The 15,860-nt window shown below is 68.8% G+C and carries 18 protein-coding genes; 7 read left to right on the top strand and 11 right to left on the bottom strand.

Annotated elements, in window-relative coordinates:
- Positions 1–24: 24 nt before the first annotated feature.
- On the bottom strand, positions 25–396 hold the full coding sequence (locus tag AUC47_RS04125; RefSeq protein ID WP_096714187.1) for a PH domain-containing protein: 372 nt from the start codon (positions 394–396) through the stop codon (positions 25–27).
- A gap of 157 nt (positions 397–553) precedes the next feature.
- Here AUC47_RS04125 and AUC47_RS04120 point away from each other — a divergent pair, with 157 nt between their 5' ends.
- Positions 554–1,546, top strand: coding sequence for a hypothetical protein (locus tag AUC47_RS04120; protein ID WP_143740695.1), 993 nt, complete (start codon positions 554–556; stop codon positions 1,544–1,546).
- A 49-nt stretch (positions 1,547–1,595) separates the two neighbouring features.
- Positions 1,596–1,919: a hypothetical protein gene (locus AUC47_RS04115; RefSeq protein ID WP_096713942.1), complete on the top strand. Its 324-nt coding sequence runs from the start codon at positions 1,596–1,598 to the stop codon at positions 1,917–1,919.
- A gap of 500 nt (positions 1,920–2,419) precedes the next feature.
- On the opposite strand, the gene AUC47_RS04110 is transcribed toward AUC47_RS04115, so the two are convergent.
- From AUC47_RS04110 to AUC47_RS04090, 5 genes are all read right to left on the bottom strand, one after another.
- Positions 2,420–3,040, bottom strand: coding sequence for a dihydrofolate reductase family protein (locus AUC47_RS04110; RefSeq protein WP_096713941.1), 621 nt, complete (start codon positions 3,038–3,040; stop codon positions 2,420–2,422).
- 56 nt (positions 3,041–3,096) lie between these two features.
- Positions 3,097–3,567 (bottom strand): hemerythrin domain-containing protein, encoded by a 471-nt coding sequence (locus tag AUC47_RS04105; protein WP_096713940.1) that lies wholly within the window; start codon positions 3,565–3,567, stop codon positions 3,097–3,099.
- A gap of 400 nt (positions 3,568–3,967) precedes the next feature.
- Entirely contained in the window at positions 3,968–5,464 is a 1,497-nt protein-coding gene (locus AUC47_RS04100; RefSeq protein ID WP_096713939.1) for a SulP family inorganic anion transporter, read from the bottom strand.
- A gap of 254 nt (positions 5,465–5,718) precedes the next feature.
- Positions 5,719–7,134: an MFS transporter gene (locus AUC47_RS04095; protein WP_096713938.1), complete on the bottom strand. Its 1,416-nt coding sequence runs from the start codon at positions 7,132–7,134 to the stop codon at positions 5,719–5,721.
- 82 nt (positions 7,135–7,216) lie between these two features.
- The gene (locus AUC47_RS04090; RefSeq protein WP_096713937.1) at positions 7,217–7,780 is read right to left on the bottom strand and encodes a TetR/AcrR family transcriptional regulator; all 564 of its coding nucleotides are present in this window, start codon (positions 7,778–7,780) and stop codon (positions 7,217–7,219) included.
- 238 nt (positions 7,781–8,018) lie between these two features.
- On the opposite strand from AUC47_RS04090, the gene AUC47_RS04085 reads away from it, so the two are divergent.
- Genes AUC47_RS04085 through panB form a run of 3 tightly spaced genes read left to right on the top strand, consistent with a single transcriptional unit; the run spans position 8,019 to position 10,476 of the window.
- Positions 8,019–8,771 carry a Rossmann-like and DUF2520 domain-containing protein gene (locus AUC47_RS04085; RefSeq protein ID WP_096713936.1) on the top strand — a complete coding sequence of 251 codons (753 nt, stop codon included), beginning with the start codon at positions 8,019–8,021 and terminating at the stop codon, positions 8,769–8,771.
- Positions 8,768–9,610, top strand: coding sequence for a pantoate--beta-alanine ligase (gene panC / locus AUC47_RS04080; protein WP_096713935.1), 843 nt, complete (start codon positions 8,768–8,770; stop codon positions 9,608–9,610). Before AUC47_RS04085 ends, panC begins: the two co-directional genes overlap by 4 nt.
- Positions 9,607–10,476 (top strand): 3-methyl-2-oxobutanoate hydroxymethyltransferase, encoded by an 870-nt coding sequence (panB, locus tag AUC47_RS04075; protein ID WP_096713934.1) that lies wholly within the window; start codon positions 9,607–9,609, stop codon positions 10,474–10,476. The genes panC and panB overlap by 4 nt, the downstream gene beginning before the upstream one ends.
- A gap of 156 nt (positions 10,477–10,632) precedes the next feature.
- Here the strand turns inward: panB and AUC47_RS04070 are convergent, their stop codons facing one another.
- The 3 genes from AUC47_RS04070 to AUC47_RS04060 form a co-directional block, all read right to left on the bottom strand.
- On the bottom strand, positions 10,633–10,836 hold the full coding sequence (locus AUC47_RS04070) for a helix-turn-helix domain-containing protein (RefSeq protein ID WP_096713933.1): 204 nt from the start codon (positions 10,834–10,836) through the stop codon (positions 10,633–10,635).
- Entirely contained in the window at positions 10,836–11,324 is a 489-nt protein-coding gene (locus AUC47_RS04065) for a DUF2975 domain-containing protein (RefSeq protein WP_096713932.1), read from the bottom strand. Before AUC47_RS04065 ends, AUC47_RS04070 begins: the two co-directional genes overlap by 1 nt.
- A 684-nt stretch (positions 11,325–12,008) precedes the next feature.
- Positions 12,009–13,235, bottom strand: coding sequence for an MFS transporter (locus AUC47_RS04060; RefSeq protein ID WP_096713931.1), 1,227 nt, complete (start codon positions 13,233–13,235; stop codon positions 12,009–12,011).
- An 82-nt stretch (positions 13,236–13,317) separates the two neighbouring features.
- On the opposite strand from AUC47_RS04060, the gene AUC47_RS04055 reads away from it, so the two are divergent.
- Positions 13,318–13,623, top strand: a complete 306-nt coding sequence (locus AUC47_RS04055; protein ID WP_096713930.1) for an ArsR/SmtB family transcription factor — start codon at positions 13,318–13,320, stop codon at positions 13,621–13,623.
- 198 nt (positions 13,624–13,821) lie between these two features.
- Here AUC47_RS04055 and AUC47_RS04050 read toward each other — a convergent pair whose 3' ends face one another.
- Together AUC47_RS04050 and AUC47_RS04045 are read right to left on the bottom strand one after the other, a co-directional pair.
- Positions 13,822–14,580: an SDR family NAD(P)-dependent oxidoreductase gene (locus AUC47_RS04050; RefSeq protein WP_096713929.1), complete on the bottom strand. Its 759-nt coding sequence runs from the start codon at positions 14,578–14,580 to the stop codon at positions 13,822–13,824.
- A gap of 1 nt (position 14,581) precedes the next feature.
- Positions 14,582–14,854 (bottom strand): helix-turn-helix domain-containing protein, encoded by a 273-nt coding sequence (locus tag AUC47_RS04045; RefSeq protein ID WP_096714186.1) that lies wholly within the window; start codon positions 14,852–14,854, stop codon positions 14,582–14,584.
- A gap of 82 nt (positions 14,855–14,936) precedes the next feature.
- Between AUC47_RS04045 and map the strand changes: the two genes are divergently transcribed.
- Positions 14,937–15,707 (top strand): type I methionyl aminopeptidase, encoded by a 771-nt coding sequence (gene map / locus AUC47_RS04040; protein ID WP_096713928.1) that lies wholly within the window; start codon positions 14,937–14,939, stop codon positions 15,705–15,707.
- Positions 15,708–15,860 lie beyond the last annotated feature (153 nt).

The raw sequence follows: 15,860 nt of genomic DNA, 5'->3' as shown, positions 1-15,860 counted from the left end.
CCTTCGGCCCGCGCATCTCACAGCTCAGTGCGCCTGAAGCACAGCCCACGCGATCAGGCTGTCGATACGGCGCACATCCGCACCCTTCGACAGTTTCACCTTGATGTGTCCGGCGCGGGTCCACAGTTCGATCTCGGAGTTCCAGTCGAGAGTGCCCGCGTTCTCCGACGACCACATGTTGATCGCGCTGTAGGGCAAGGAGTAGATCTCGACCTTCTTGCCCGTGACGCCCTGGGCGTCGCGGACGATCAGGCGCTTGGTCGTGAACGTCGCTGAATCTCGGAACGTCTTGAACGAGGTGATCGGCTGCTCGCCCTCGACGAGCAGGGCGTAGACATCGGGCGGGACGGGGATCTCCTGCTGCAGGGTCCACGTGAGAATCGGAGCTGTTTCCATGACACCGATCATGGCCGACGCGGATACTGGTGGCCGACGTGTGTCACTGCGGCGCGGCATCCGTAGTGAAGGTCTCCCGAACGTCAGCGGTCTCTGGTAGACGAGTGGGATGACGCCATCGACGAGTCCCTCCCTATTTCGCCGCAGCATGGCATGGGTGTGGATCGCCGCGACCGGCAACCTGACCATAGTGCTAGCCGCGGTGATGGCGTCAACGCCTCCGGTGAGCCTGCCGATCGCAACGGTCTTCGAGTTCCTCTTCCCATTCGTGAGCGGACTGTTCTCACCCGAGCTCCTGATCTTCACCACTTTGATCAGCGTGCTCAGCGGACTGGGCCTCACGAGGGAGAACACCGGCGAACTGCGTGAGGCGGCCCGGCTGATCGCCTGGGCGGTGCGCGTCGCCCTGGCCCTCGTGCTCAGCTTCGTCGTGGTCGTGGTGGTCGTCGATCCGCACGTCCTGCCCGAGGTGCTCTTCGCCCTGCTGCTGGGATTCGTCACTTTCGTGCTCGCCGAGCGGCTCGATCCTCCGGCCGCGCTCTCTGCTGAGGCGGAATCCGACCAGCGCGTGCGCGACCTGCGCAGCCGTCAGCTCTGGGCGAGGTCAGCGCTCGGGGCGCGGTGGACCCCCGTGTCGGCGAGGCGCGCCTGGTGGGGCTTCGCGGCGCTCGCGACCGCGCCTGTCGCCGTGCAGGCGCTCCTCGGGGTCGTACTCGCGATCGCGGTGAAGGGCGGCGCCTTCGGACTCTCGCCGCATTGGTGGCCCGTGCCGCTTCTGGCGGGCTATGGCTCGATCATCTATTCGCTCGCCTGGCTGTCAACCGCCGACAAAGCGGAATCACCACAAGCGAGGGCTTGGCGAGGATGGGCGTTCGCAACCATCGGTGTTCTTGCCAACGCAGCGTTCGCGTACACGTTCTTCGGTGTCGTCGACTTTGCGCTCATGGGCTGGCTGGTGATCGTCATCTCGACCCTGCACGGCGTCGCGCTCCTCTTCCGCTGGCCCAAGTTCTACCGCGTCGCCCTGGATGCTGTTTCCTCCAGCCTGACGGCACGCCACCTCACCCGTGCGGAACAACGGCTCGCGGCCGCAACGACGGATGGGGAGAACTCCCCGGGCATTTCGCCCCGCCGCGAAACCGGCGACTGACGTCCCCGTTGGCTATCGTGAAAACCACCACGACCTGAGGGGGATCACGATGTCATCTGAAGCGACCACCACGTTCCATTCGAACGCCGACGCGGCGACCACCGCGGCCGCCGTGCAGCGCGTGCTCGCCGACAACAAGAGCACCATCCTCGGGCAGAGCCCTGACGGGACTCAGATCGATCTCCAGACGCGCAAGACGATGTTCAACTGGGAGCTGCTGGGCCGTGCGAACGTCGTGCCCGCGGCATCCGGATCCGACGTGCACCTGTCTCTGAACGTGCACCACAACCGTCCGCCGGCACTCATGGACGGTGTCAAGAACAAGAAGGCCGTCGAGAAGCTCGCCGGACAGATTCAGGCTGCGCTCGGCTGACTGAGCAAGCGTCGACGGGCTACGGCCCGAGTCGTTTAGTAGGGCCTATTGGATTTATCGCCTGTATCAAACGCTGGGCTCGATGCTCCTGTAGGACAGACGCGGGGTGGCCCCGCGCCCTTGATGCAAAGGAGCATGATGCGAGTCTCGCCCTACTATTCGATCAATCCGAGTGACCCGGACGTTCATCACGTCTACGACGACTGCGTGAGTGGAAGACAGATTCCGCCTCAGAACAAGCGTTCGGGTACGAACGGGTACCCGATGTGCGGGCACTGTTCGGGACGCTGATCGTCGCTGGCGGACTGTTGCCTCGCGGGTGACGGTCCGCCAGCCTGATACAGCGACTCACCTGGGTAGATCAGCCTCGTAGCAGCGTTGCGTGGACGGTCGCCGCGTTTCGTCTCGCTCGACTTCGTCGGGCTCGCTCAACGACCGGAAACGGGGCTCCACTTCGTCGGGCTCGCGCAACGACCCGAAACGCGCTCTTGTCGGCTCGGTTAGCGACCTGCTTCACCATCCCTCCGATACCGCACGTGGGTCGCCAGCGGCGAGTGCAGCACCTCGACCGGGGTGAAGCCGAACTCATCGATCCCGTCGAAGAGCCGCTCTCCCGACCCGAGCAGCACCGGCGCGATGTCGAGCGTGAGCTCGTCGATCACGCCGGCCTGCAGCGCCTGCCGCACGACAGACGCTCCACCCGCGATGTCGACGCCCTGATCGCCCGCAGCCTCGACCGCCGCCGCATACGCCGCGTCGAAGCCGTCGGTGACGAAGTGGAACGTCGTGCCGCCCTGCATCTCGATCGGCTCATGCGCGAAGTGCGACAGCACGAAGACGGGCGCGTGGTACGGCGGCTCCTCGCCCCACCATCCACGCCACTCCTCGTCATCCCACTCACCGCGGATCGGACCGAACATGTTCCGACCCATCACGTACGCGCCTCGCGGCCGCCCCAGCCACGAGCTCGCGGTGGCGTCGGCATCCACCGCTCGCGGATCGCCGATGTGCCACCGGTGCAGCTCGACGCCGCCGATCCCGAGAGGGTTCTCGCGGCTCTGATCGGGCCCCGCGACGAACCCGTCGAGCGAGATGGACATGTGGCAGGTCGTGTCAGTCATGATGCTCCATTCGAGAAGGGGGTCGGATGCCGATGCCAGAACAAACTGGTGCCAGCTCAGAGAGGACCGAAGACCTCCGCCGGATCCGCGTCGAGGATGAAACCGTCGAGCACGTCGAGCAGTTCGCGTTCCTCGTAGCGGAAGTGGCTCTCCATGATGGCGGCGATGCCCTCCAGATGCGAGGCCATCGTGGTGGTCGTCGCGCCCGACGAGACGGCCGCCTGCAGCCCGCCGAGCAGGTGCCCGATCATCGAGTGGTCCTGCCTGAGCTTGCTGATCGTCTCGCGCAGCTCCGGATGCGCCGCGCTGAGCGCGGGGAACAGCGTGCGGTCCTCGCCCTCGTGATGCCCGTTCAGGGCCACGCAGAATCCATGGCAGAACAGCAGCAGATCGCGGGACGCGACCTCCGCGGGAGCGCCGGATGCCACGGCATCCTGCGCCATCTTCAATGCCGCGCGCAGCCGTCCGTGCACCGCGCGCAGTTCGTTCGCCCAGGCGATCAGCCTGGTCTTCTCGCCCTCAGACACGAGAGGGCGAAGAGATCGCCGTTGTCACGGTCGTCCTCCTCGGGTCCCACGCCTCCATGCCTGACACAGACTGCCACCGACACGCGACGCTGTGGAACACCGTAGCAGGTCGGGTCGACGGCGCCGGGGTGGGCATTCGCCGGCTTTTCGTGGCAGTTCATTCCGGTGTACTGCGCGGGACCTTCGCCCGTCGTGCCACGGGTCTCGAGCGGTCAAGGCCTATCGTTCCGACATGAACCTCGGTTGATTCGCGTTGTTACCGCGTTTCGTCTTGCTTCGCTCGCTCAACGACCCGGAGGTGCGCTCGCTCGCTCAACGACCGGAAGGGGAGCCGCCCGCTCAACGACCCGGGAGGGGGCGTGCGCTCGGGGGCGGCTCGCTCAACGACCCGCGAGGCGCCCTACTCGAACCCGCCCGTCAACCGTCCCCGCATCCGCTCACTCGCGTCGTTCATCCCGACGATCTCCACGGTCTTCCCCAGCGCCGCATACTTCGTCTCGATCGCGTCCAGCGCGGCGACGGTCGACGCATCCCACACGTGCGATCGCGACAGATCCACGACAACCCGCGAAGGATCCTCCGAGTACGAGAACAACGTCGTCAGATCATTGCTCGACGCGAAGAACAGCTCCCCGTCCACGACATACGTCACGGAATCGCCCGAGACAGAGCGCGTCACAGAGACGAAGTGCGCCACCCGTCGCACGAACAGCACCGACGCGACCAGCACTCCACCCACCACTCCGATCGCGAGGTTGTGGGTCAACAGCACGAGCACGACGGTCGCGACCATCACGAAGGTCTCGCTCTTCGGCATCCGCTTGAGAGTCGACGGCTTCACGGAATGCCAGTCGAACGCGCCGATCGCCACCATGATCATGACCGCGACGAGCGCTGCCATCGGGATGGTCCCGACGAAGTTGCCGAACACCACGACGAGCACGAAGAGGAACAGTCCGGCGCAGAACGTTGAGATGCGGGTCCGCGCGCCCGACGCCTTGACGCCGATCATGGTCTGGCCGATGACCGCGCATCCGCCCATGCCGCCGAAGAATCCCGACAGCATGTTCGCGACGCCCTGCGCCCACGACTCGCGCGTTTTGTTCGAGTGCGTGTCGGTGATCTCGTCGACGAGCTTCGCGGTGAGCAGCGACTCCATGAGTCCGACGAGCGCGACACCGAGCGCGAACGGCGCGATGATGCCGAACGTCTCCCACGTCCACGGGATGTCGGGCAGGAACAGCGACGGCAGACTCCGCGGCAGCTCACCCTGATCGCCGACCGTCGGCACCGCGATGCCCATCGTCAGCACGACCGCGGTCACGATGATCACCGACACGAGCGGCGCTGGCACGATCTTCGTGATCCGCGGCATGACGATCATCACCAGGATGCCGAGCGCCACCAGCGGATACACCAGCCACGGCACATCGATCAGCTGCGGGAACTGCGAGCTGAACACGAAGATCGCCAGCGCGTTCACGAACCCGACCATGACGCTGCGTGGGATGAACCGCATGAGCTTCGCGACTCCCAGCACCCCGAGGATCACCTGGAAGATCCCCGCGAGGATGACGGTCGCGATGAAGTAGTCCATGCCGTACGTCGGGGCGACGGGTGCGATCACGAGCGCGACGGCTCCGGTCGCGGCCGTGACCATCGCCGGGCGCCCGCCGAGGAACGCGATCGACACCGCCATGATGAACGACGAGAACAGCCCGACCTTCGGATCGACGCCCGCGATCACCGAGAACGCGATCGCCTCGGGAATCAGCGCGAGCCCCACGACGAGCCCCGCCAGGACCTCGCGCGTCAGCATCCGCGGACTCTTCAACGCGTCGAGAACAGAAGGCTTCGCCCGATAGCGGGCACGATCATCGACCGTGAGTGCAGACATGGGGGATGCTCCAGAGAAGGGCCACGCGAAAGGGGCCGACAGTCCAGAGTACGGCGGATGCCGTGGCTCCGCCGCCGCGCGGTCGTTGAGCGAGGAGCGCAGCGACGAGACGAAACGCGTTCCGGACTGGCTCACCGCGTTTCGTCTCGCTTCGCTCGCTCGACGACCTGCGGGCTACCGCGGTAAAAGAAGCTTCGCGCGGCCTGATCTACGGAATCCGGCCGAGCGAAGCGCACATCACCGAGCGAACGACCTCACCGCCGCCGCGCGAACCCCGCCACGACAGCCCCGGCCACGGTGACCACCGCTGCCCCGAGGAACAGCCACGAGAACCCGCCGGTCAGTGCCTCCGGCGCCGACACCCCGGCTGAGGTCAGCGCCTCCGTCCGCAGCGAGGCGATCGTGCCGAGCACCGCGAGTCCGAGCGCGCCGCCGATCTGCTGACTGGTGTTCACGAGTCCGCCGGCGAGACCGGCCTCGCCGCCCTCGACCCCGTCGACCGACAGCTGCGTCGCGGTGACGAACGCGCCACCGAGACCGACGCCGATCAGCAGTGTCGGGCCGAGCAGCTGTGCCAGGAATCCGGCATCCGCGGGTGCGGACGACAGCCACACGAGCCCCGCCGCCAGCACGAGCAGCGAACCGATCAGCGTCGTCGTCAGCCCGACCCGCTGCACGACCGCAGGCACGATGCCGGCGACTACGACGAGCGCTCCGGCAAGGGGGAGCTGCGAGAGTCCGGTGGTGAGCGCGTCATAGCCGAGCACCGCCTGCATGTAGACGGAGAGGGCGAAGAACAGCGCGACCATCCCGGCGCCGACCAGCAGCACGACGAGGTTGCCGATCGCGAGGGTGCGGGTGCGGAAGATCCCGAGCGGCACGAGCGGGGATGCCGTGCGCCGCTCGATCATCACGAAGGCCACTCCGAGCGCGACCGCGACCACGAGCACGCCCAGCGGGAGCGGATGCAGGATCCCGACCTGCTCGACCGCGCTGAGCGCCCCGACGATCGAGACGAGCGCGCCGGTGATGGTGACGGCTCCCCACACGTCGAGCCGTTCGCTCGTCGACGCGGCGTCACGCGAGATCAGCAGCGGCACGGCCACGAGCACGACGATCCCGACCGGCACGTTCACGAAGAACACCGACTGCCACCCGAACGCGCCGGTGAGTACTCCGCCGAGGAGCACCCCGGCAGCCGAGCCGATGCCGGCCACGCCGCCCCAGACGCCGAGCGCCTTCGACCGATCGCGCGCCTCGGGGAAGAGGCGGGTCAGCAGCGCGAGCGCCGACGGAGCGAGCAGCGCCGCCGACACCCCCTGCAGGGCACGCGCTCCGAGCAGCATCTCGCTCGAGAAAGACAGCCCGGCGAGAGCGGATGCCGCGACGAACCCGGCCGTGCCGATCAGGAAGACACGGCGGTGGCCGTAGCGGTCGGCGAGCCGGCCGCCGAGAAGAAGCAGCCCGCCGAACGCGAGGACATACGCCGTGATCACCCAGGCGAGCGCGGCGGTGCTCATGGCGAGCTGCTCGCCGAGCACGGGCAGCGCGATGTTCACGATCGACGCATCGAGCACGACGAGGAACTGCGCGAGAGCGAGGAAGCTCAGGGCGAGCCAGCGCCGACTGCTTCCCGCGGTCGCGGTGGGTGTGGGTGTGGTGAGGGTCATGATGAACTCCTTAGTGATGTGGATGTTAGTGAGTGGTCACTCACTCAAGAGAGCATGAGAAAGTGCAAGAGGGCGGGATGGTTCATTCGGGATGACGGATGCCGTGCGCGACGATCTTCGCCCACGGCGCGCTGCTCTCGTCGACGCGAGCCGTGACGATCAGGTGGCACAGCTGCCCGTACGCGATGAAGCGCTGCACGGCATCGTCGCTCGCGGCCGAGCGCTGCCGCACGAACTCGGTGACCTTCGCGAGTCCGGCGCGCAGCGCATCGCCGATCTCGGGGATCTCCGCCGCCGACTGCGCATGCACCTGCAGCATCAGCAGCGACCGGTCGCGGATGAGGTTGGCATACGCCTCGCCCATGGCATCCAACACCTCATCGGGTGTGGGGGACTCGGCGGCGTCGGCACCGGCATCCAGCGCCTCGACGATCCGCTCGAAGCACGCCTCGAGCGCCGCCACGAACAGCTGCTCCTTGCGCGGGTAGAGCTTGAACACGTACGCGGGCGAGATCTTCGCCTCGCGCGCGACGTCGGCGACCGTCGTGCGGAAGTAGCCACCCCGCGCGAACTCCACCAGCGCGGCGGCGGCGACCAGGGGTCGGCGGACGTCGGCGGTCGAGAGGACGGGAGTGCGCGGGGTCATGTCACCGACTGTACTAGCGGGAGAGTGATTGGTCAATCACTCTTTGGTCGCCGTTCGGGAACGGTGGGTACGGCGCGGATGCCTGGAGCACTATGCGCAGTGAGGCGTTTACAGAATGCGCATGTTCACCATCAGAACCCGTGTCGCGCGTGTCTACCTGCTCCCTCATTTGGCGCGGCACGCCCCGCGGGCGGATACTCGACGCATCCCGCGACGCCAACCTCACGCGGACCCCACCATGCACAGCACCCCCGCTCTCCCTCCCCACGCGACCATCGCCATTGTCGGCGCCGGCCGTCTCGGCGGCGTCCTCGCGCGGGCCCTCCGCGCGGCGGGATTCATCGTCATCGGACCGCTTCGTCGCGACGACACGGTGCCGGATGCCGACATCGCCCTGCTCTGCGTTCCGGATTCCGCCATCGCGGCGGTGGCGTTCGCCGCTCGACCGCACTCGCGGCTCGTCGCCCATGTCTCGGGGGCGACGCCCCTCATCGACGTCGACTTCAGCCTCCACCCGCTGCAGACCTTCACCGGCACCGAGTCGTCCGACGTCTTCCGCGGCATCGGCGTCGCCGTCGACGGCCGCACACCCGAGGGGCTCGAGGTCGCGGAACGTCTGGCGCGGGCGCTGGGCGCCAACCCGTTCCGCGTCGACGACGCCCATCGCGCGGAGTATCACGCCGCAGCATCCTTCGCCTCGAACTTCGTGCTCACGGTTCTCGATGCGGCGGAGCACCTCGCCAAGGATGCCGGTGTCGACCGCGCCCATCTCGCGCCGCTCGTCCGCCAGACGGTCGACAACTGGACGGCGTCCGGCGCGGCATCCGCCCTCACCGGGCCCATCGTCCGCGGCGACGAGGAGACGGTGGCGCGGCAGCGCGCAGCATCCGCCGACTACCGAGAGCTGTTCGACGCGCTCGCGGCCGCCACCCGCGCGATCGTCGAGCGCGCGCCCCACGGGTCCGCCACCCCAGAGGAGCCCCGAGCATGAGAATCCTGCGCACGATCGCTGAGGTGCGCGCCGCTGTTCGCGACGCACGAACGGCCGGCCAGAGCGTCGGACTCGTTCCCACCATGGGCGCTTTCCACGAGGGGCACCTCTCGCTCATGCGCGCGGCGCGAGAGCAGACCGACCTTGTCGTCGTCTCGCTCTTCGTGAACCCGACCCAGTTCGCCGCGAACGAAGACCTCAGCACCTACCCGCGCGATGAGGCGCGTGATGCGGCGCTCGCTGAGGCGGAGGGTGTCGACATCCTCTTCGCTCCGGAGCCCGCCGAGATCTACCCGGATGGCTTCGCCACGAACATCCACGTCGCGGGTATCACCGGCGTGCTCGATGGCGCCAGCCGCGGGCCCCACCACTTCGACGGCGTGGCGACGGTCGTCACCAAGCTCTTCGGCATCGTGCGTCCCGATGTCGCGTTCTTCGGGCAGAAGGATGCGCAGCAGGTGCTCGTGGTGCGCCGCGTCGTGCGCGACCTCGACCTCGACGTGCGGATCGTCGCGTGCCCGATCGTGCGCGAACCCGACGGACTCGCCATGAGCTCGCGCAACGTCTATCTCGACCCGGACGCGCGGGCGCAGGCCACCGCGCTGAGCCGGGCGCTGGATGCGGGGGAGGCAGCGTACCGGGCCGGGCACGAGATCGTGCCGGCTGCCCTCGCCGTGCTCAGCGAAGCGGGTATCGCGCCCGAGTACCTGGAACTCCGGGATGCCGAGACGCTCGAGCCCGTCGCCCGCGCCGACCGCGACTCCCTGCTGCTCGTCGCCGCCCGTGTCGGCGCCGCCCGCCTGATCGACAACCATCTGCTGAGGGGAACCCCCGCATGAGCGCCCACGCCGCTCCGACCCGCCGCGTGACCATCGCCGACCTCGCGAAGAAGAAGGATGCCGGCGAGCCGATCGTCATGGTCACGGCCTACGACCACCCCGGCGCGCGGATCGTCGAGGAGGCCGGGGTCGACATGGTGCTGGTCGGCGACTCCGCCGCGATGACCGTGCTCGGCTACGACAGCACCGTGCCCGTCACGATCGACGAGATGCTCATGCTCACGAAGGCCGTGCGCCGCGGACTCTCGCGACCCCTGCTCGTGGGCGACCTGCCGTTCGGGTCGTACGAGGCGTCCGACGCGCTCGCGCTCGAGACCGCGCAGCGCTTCGTGAAAGAGGCCGGCGTCGACCTCGTGAAGATCGAGCGCGGAGGCACGACGGTCGATCGCGCCCGCGCACTGGTGAATGCCGGCATCCCCGTCGTCGGACACGTCGGCCTCACGCCGCAGACCGCGACCGCGCTCGGCGGCTTCCGCGCGCAGGGGCGCACCGCCGAGGCCGCGCTCGCCGTGATCGACGACGCCCTCGCGCTGCAGGATGCCGGAGTCTCGCTGATCGTGGTCGAGGCGGTGCCGTCGGCGGTGACCGCGGCGCTCATGCCGCTGCTGCGAGTGCCGGTCATCGGAATCGGCGCTGGAGCGGATGCCGACGGGCAGGTGCTCGTGTTCCACGACCTGCTCGGCATCTACGACGGACCGGCCGCTGCTTTCGTCAAGCGGTATGCCGAGGTGCGGGCGGCGTCCGTCGCCGGAGTCGCGGCGTACGCGGACGAGGTGCGGTCGGGTGCGTATCCCGCGCCCGAGCACGGATACCGGATGCCGGAGGCCGAGGTCGCGCGGCTGCAGGAGCTGCTCGCGGAGCGGTAGGGCCCGCTCGCTCGGCCTTCTCGCCTTCCTTCGGCCGCGCGCTCGGGATGTGGCCGAGCGAACGGCATCCGACCGCGGGATGTGGCCGCGGGAACGGCATCCGGCCGCGGGATGTGGCCGAGCGAACGGCATCCGGCCGCGGGAAGAACCGCGCGGTCAGGGCTCCCAGCGCAGTAGGTCTCCGGGCTGGCACTCCAGCACCTCGCACAGCGCGTCGAGCGTCGTGAACCGCACCGCCTTCGCGCGGCCGTTCTTCAGCACGGCCAGGTTCGTGGGAGTGATGCCGATCCGTTCGGCGAGCTCCCCGACGCTCATCTTGCGCCGGGCCATCATCACGTCGATGTCGACGACGACGGGCATCAGATCACCTCGTTGTCGAGTTCGGACCGCAGCGAGCGCGCCTCGACGTCGCGATCGATCGCCTGCCGCAGCAGCGCCTTCATCACGACGACGAGCAGCGCCATGCCACACAGCACGAGTCCGGCGCCTCCGATCAGCAGCACGATCCCCGGAGCCGCATCGCCCGGAGCCAGCAGTGCCGCGAACGCGAACGTCAGCACTGCCGCGACGAGGATCGCCCCGATGATCACGTCGACCAGCCGGAACGAGGATGCCGAGAAGATCGACCCCTTCCGGACTCTGGTCAGCAGCATCCACACGCAGATGCCGAACACCTGCATCGTGCCGACCCCCAGCACGATGAGGCCGACGATCGCGATGCGTCCCCACAGCTCCTCGGCCCCCAGATCGAGCCACAGCATCGGCGCGATCAGGGCCTGCACGGCCACCGACCCCACCAGCGCGATCGCGATCAGCACCCTCAGCACGACGATCGTCGCTCGACCCATGACTGCACCCTCTCATCGAAGAACAACAGGAATCTATCGTTAATCGTTCGAAAGGACAAGGCCGATTGGATGCTGGGGCGGCGCCGTCGCGGCATCCTGCGCGCTCGTCTTGCAGGAGTTCGCGCGTTACGCAGGAGATTCCTGAGCGGATGCTCCTGCAGTGCGTGTGATCTCCTGCAATGTGTGCGAGCGGGGCAGGGGCGCGTGCGGGCTCGAGTGGAGAACGGGCGCCGGGTGCGGTGGCCCCGGGCATCCGGCATCCGACGTCATGCCCGCACGCGTATTGCAGGAGTTCGCGCCTTTCGAGGGAGATTCCGGAGCGGATGCTCCTGCATCGCGTGAGATTTCCTGCATTGCGTGTGTCGGGGCAAGAGGCGCGTGCGGGCGGGGGCACTGGCGCGAGGTGCTGTCGCGCTCGGCATCCGGCATCCTGCTTCCGCCGTCTGCCGTCCTGCGGAGTAGCGCATCCCGCGGATCTGCGGTCGCAGATTCGCCCTCGCGTCGCAGGGATCTGGCGCGACCCTGCGACACGGGTGTACAAGTGCGACGCAGCCGGTGCCACGCCCCTTATTGCAGGAGTTCGCGCGTTACGAAGGAGATTCCGGGGCGGATGCTCCTGCAGTGGGTGAGATCTCCTGCAATGCGTGGGCAGGGGCGGGCGCGGGGTGCAGGAGCCCGCAGCCCCTACGCGCCCCGGCGCACGCGCAGTACGAGCGCGATCACGGCGAGCAGCATGACGACAGCGCCGTACCCGACGCACACGGCTCCCAAACCGAAGACGCCGACGAGCATGCCGGCGACGACCGCGGGCACGGCGAAAGCGAGATACGCGAGCACGTAGATCACGGCGAAGGCGTCGGCACGCTCGGTCGCCGGGATGCGCGGTGCCAGCGATGCGACCACGCCCGAGAAGGCGGTGCCGAATCCCATGCCGGTGATGGCCGTGACCGCGAGGTAGCAGGGCAGCGATCCGACGGCCAGGGCCACGAGCGAGAGCGCCGTACCGACGGCGAGCGCGGCCGTGCCGAAGATCACCGACGTCCGAGGGGAGCGGTGGCGGAACGCGAACGCCGTGATCGCGCCGACGCCCGCGAGCATCGCGACCGAGAGCCCCTGCCAGGTGTGCGCCTCTTCGCCGAGCTCGCTGCGCACGATGGTCGCGCCGAGCGAGAGGAAGAGTCCGCCCGTGGCCCACCCCGCGATGATCGCCGGCGCTCCGCGCCAGAAGTCGCCGCGCACGGCCGACGGCACCGACAGCCGGAATCGCAGCGAGGCCCAGGCTCCCGCCCGCAGCGGCGCGGTCTCCGGCGCCACGAAGAACAGTGCGGCGAGGATGACGTAGATCACCGTGAGGGGAGCGAACACGTCGAGCAGCGCGGCGGGCGTGAGATCGAGCGCGATGCCGGCGAGCAGGGCGCCGAGCGCGAGGCCGATGCCAGGACTGAGGGCGTTCCAGAGGGCGGCGGTCCTGGCGCGTCCGTGCGGCGCGAGGTCGAGGGCGGCAGCGGAGAGCGTCGAGATGAGCACCCCGCTCGCGGCGCCCTGCAGGATGCGGGCGAGCATGAGCGTCGCGACCGTATCCGCATGCCAGAACAGCAGCATGCTCGCGGCGAGCAGCAGGAATCCGCCGATCGCCACCGGGCGCCGACCGACGTGGTCGGACAGCGACCCGGCGGCGAGCAGCGCGAGCAGCAGCGCGATCGCGTACACCGCGAAGACGGCGCTGATGACGATCGCATCGAACCCGATCTCGGCCGCGAGCACCGGATAGAACGGCGACGGCGCGCTCGCGCCGGTCATCATCGCGATCTGCGCGACGATCGCGAGGGCGAAACCGAAACGGTGTCGGCGGATGCGCGGTGCGGCATCGGCATCCGTCGTGGTGGACGTGGCGACCGGCGCGGTGGTCATGGGGACTCCTGTTCGGTTCGAGAATCATCGAACCTTGGCGAGCGTACTCGCCATCGCGCGATTGTTCAACTATTCTCGAACCATGCCTGGTGATCTGCCGCATCCCGAGCGCTCCGACATCCAGCTCACGGACGTGCTCTTCGCCCTCAGCGACCCCGAGCGCCTCGCCATCGCGCGGCAGCTCGCCGACGGCCCGCTCGACATGGCCGCCTGCCACGCCGCCGATCCCAACCTGCCGAAGTCGACCAAGTCGCACTTCATGAAGGTGCTACGTGAGGCCGGGGTCATCCGCAACGAACCGAACGGGCGGCGACGGATGCTGACACTGCGCCGCGATGACCTCGACGCCCTCTTCCCGGGGCTGCTCGACTCCGTGCTGCGCGGCTGACGCGGCATCCGCTCGCCCTGCCGTCGCAGAATCGCGCTCGCGTCGCAGGAATCAGCCGCGGATATGCGACGCGGACGCACACCTGCGACCCGTGTGCGTGCGCTTCCCTCGGAGAGATGCGCTTCCCGCGGCCGCATCCAGGCAATACATCCGAGGGAAGCGCATAAGGCCGAGGCAAGCGCAGGCAACCAACTGGCCTCAGCGGAAGTACGACGCCCCGTTCAGGTCGAGCACCGTGCCGGATGCCCACACGGCTTCCGGCGAGGTGAGGTACGCCACGGCCGCGGCCACCTCTTCCGGGGTGCCCACCCGATCGAACGGGCTCTGCCCGCGGATGCCGTCGCCACCGGCCCCCTCGAGTTTCGGCGCCTGCCGCTCGGTGGCGATCATGCCCGGAGCGACCGAGGTCACCGAGATGCCGTGCGGCGCGAGCACGAGGGCGAGCGACTGCCCGAGCGCCTGCAGGCCCGCCTTCGTCGCCGCGTAGGCGGGGTGGTCCGGCTCGCCCCGGAATGCCCCGCGCGACCCGATGTTCACGATCGCGCCGCCGCCGCCCTGCGCGATCATGTGCTGCGCGACGAGCGTCGTCACGTTCGAGGCGCCGACGAGGTTCACGGCGACCATCGACGACCATGCCTGCTGCCAGTCCTCGAATGACGCGGAGTCGACCCTGTGCTCGTTCGCCGCGCTCGGTGCCACGGCGGCATTGTTCACCAGGATGTTGAGCGAGCCGAGCGCCGCGACCGCGGCATCCACCACGTTCTGCGCACCCGCGGGGTCGCCGAGGTCTCCGCCGACGATCGCGTGGCCCGAGCCGTCGAGCGACGCGAGGGTCTGCTCGGCGGCGGCGCGATCCGTGCCGTAGTGCACGACCACGCGATCGCCGCGGCGCGCGAAGGCCTGCGCCACGGCGCGACCGATGCCGCGCGACGCGCCCGTGACGAGAGCGTTCGCCATGTCAGGAGGCGACCCGGCCGCGTACGCCCCGCGGCGGCTCGATCTCGGCCCACACCGCATCGAGCGACAGGTGCAGCACCCCGGCGATGGCGGCGATCGTCGAGAACGCCGGCGTGGCCACGCGGCCCGACTCGATCTTGCGCAGCGTCTCGGGCGAGACGCCGGCGTCGAGGGCGACGCTCAGCATCGATCGCTCGCCCCGCGCGCGACGCAGCAGGGCGCCGAGGCGCTCGCCGCGCTCGACCTCGGCAGGGCTCAAGGGAAGGCGGACCATCATGCACCCATAGTAATACCGGGATAGTATTACCGGGATAGTATTACCGGGATAGTTATCGTAACGACGGACGGCGCGGCACATGATCGAGATCCTCAACCATGACCAGCTCGAGCGGGCGCGCGACACCGGCGCGCTCGTCGGCGGCATCCTGCAGACCCTCAAGCACCGCGCCACGGTCGGCGTGAACCTGCTCGACCTCGATCGCTGGACCAAGGAGCTGATCGAGGATGCCGGAGCCGAGTCCTGCTACGTCGACTACGCCCCGTCCTTCGGCCGCGGACCCTTCGGCCACTACGTCTGCACCGCCGTGAACGACGCGGTCCTGCACGGGATGCCGCATGACCGCGCCCTCGCCGACGGCGACCTCCTGACGCTCGACCTCGCCGTGAAGCTCCGCGGCATCGCGGCCGACGCGGCGATCAGCTTCATGGTCGGCGAGCCCGCGGCATCCGAGGATCTCGCTCTCATCGATGCGACCGAGCGAGCGCTCGCCGCCGGGATCGCCGCGGCCGGGCCTGACGCGCGGATCGGGGATCTGTCGCACGCGATCGGCTCGGTGCTGACCGATGCGGGGTACGCGGTCAACCTCGAGTTCGGCGGCCACGGCATCGGATCGACGATGCACCAGGATCCGCATGTCGCGAACGACGGACGCCCCGGTCGCGGCTACCGCCTGCGCCCCGGCCTGCTGCTCGCTCTCGAGCCGTGGGTCATGGCCGACACCGACGAACTCGTCATCGACGCCGACGGCTGGACCCTGCGCAGCGCCACCGGATGCCGCACGGCCCACACCGAGCACACCATCGCCATCACCGACACCGGTGCCGAGGTGCTCACCCTGCCGCGGTGAGCCCACGTCGGTCCGGCCGCTTTTCGTCTCGCTTCGCTCGCTCAACGACGACTCGCGAGGCGGCGCCACGCGGCATCCGGTCGTTGCGCGAGGACGACGAAGTCGACCGAGACGACACGCAGCGAGCCGGCATGCAGGCTCGGGCGGATGACG

The organism is Microbacterium sp. SZ1 (assembly GCF_002362255.1).
Taxonomy (GTDB): Bacteria; Actinomycetota; Actinomycetes; order Actinomycetales; family Microbacteriaceae; genus Microbacterium.
Note: the sequence above shows the minus strand (reverse complement) of the source record. Positions and strands in the feature narration are given on the sequence as shown.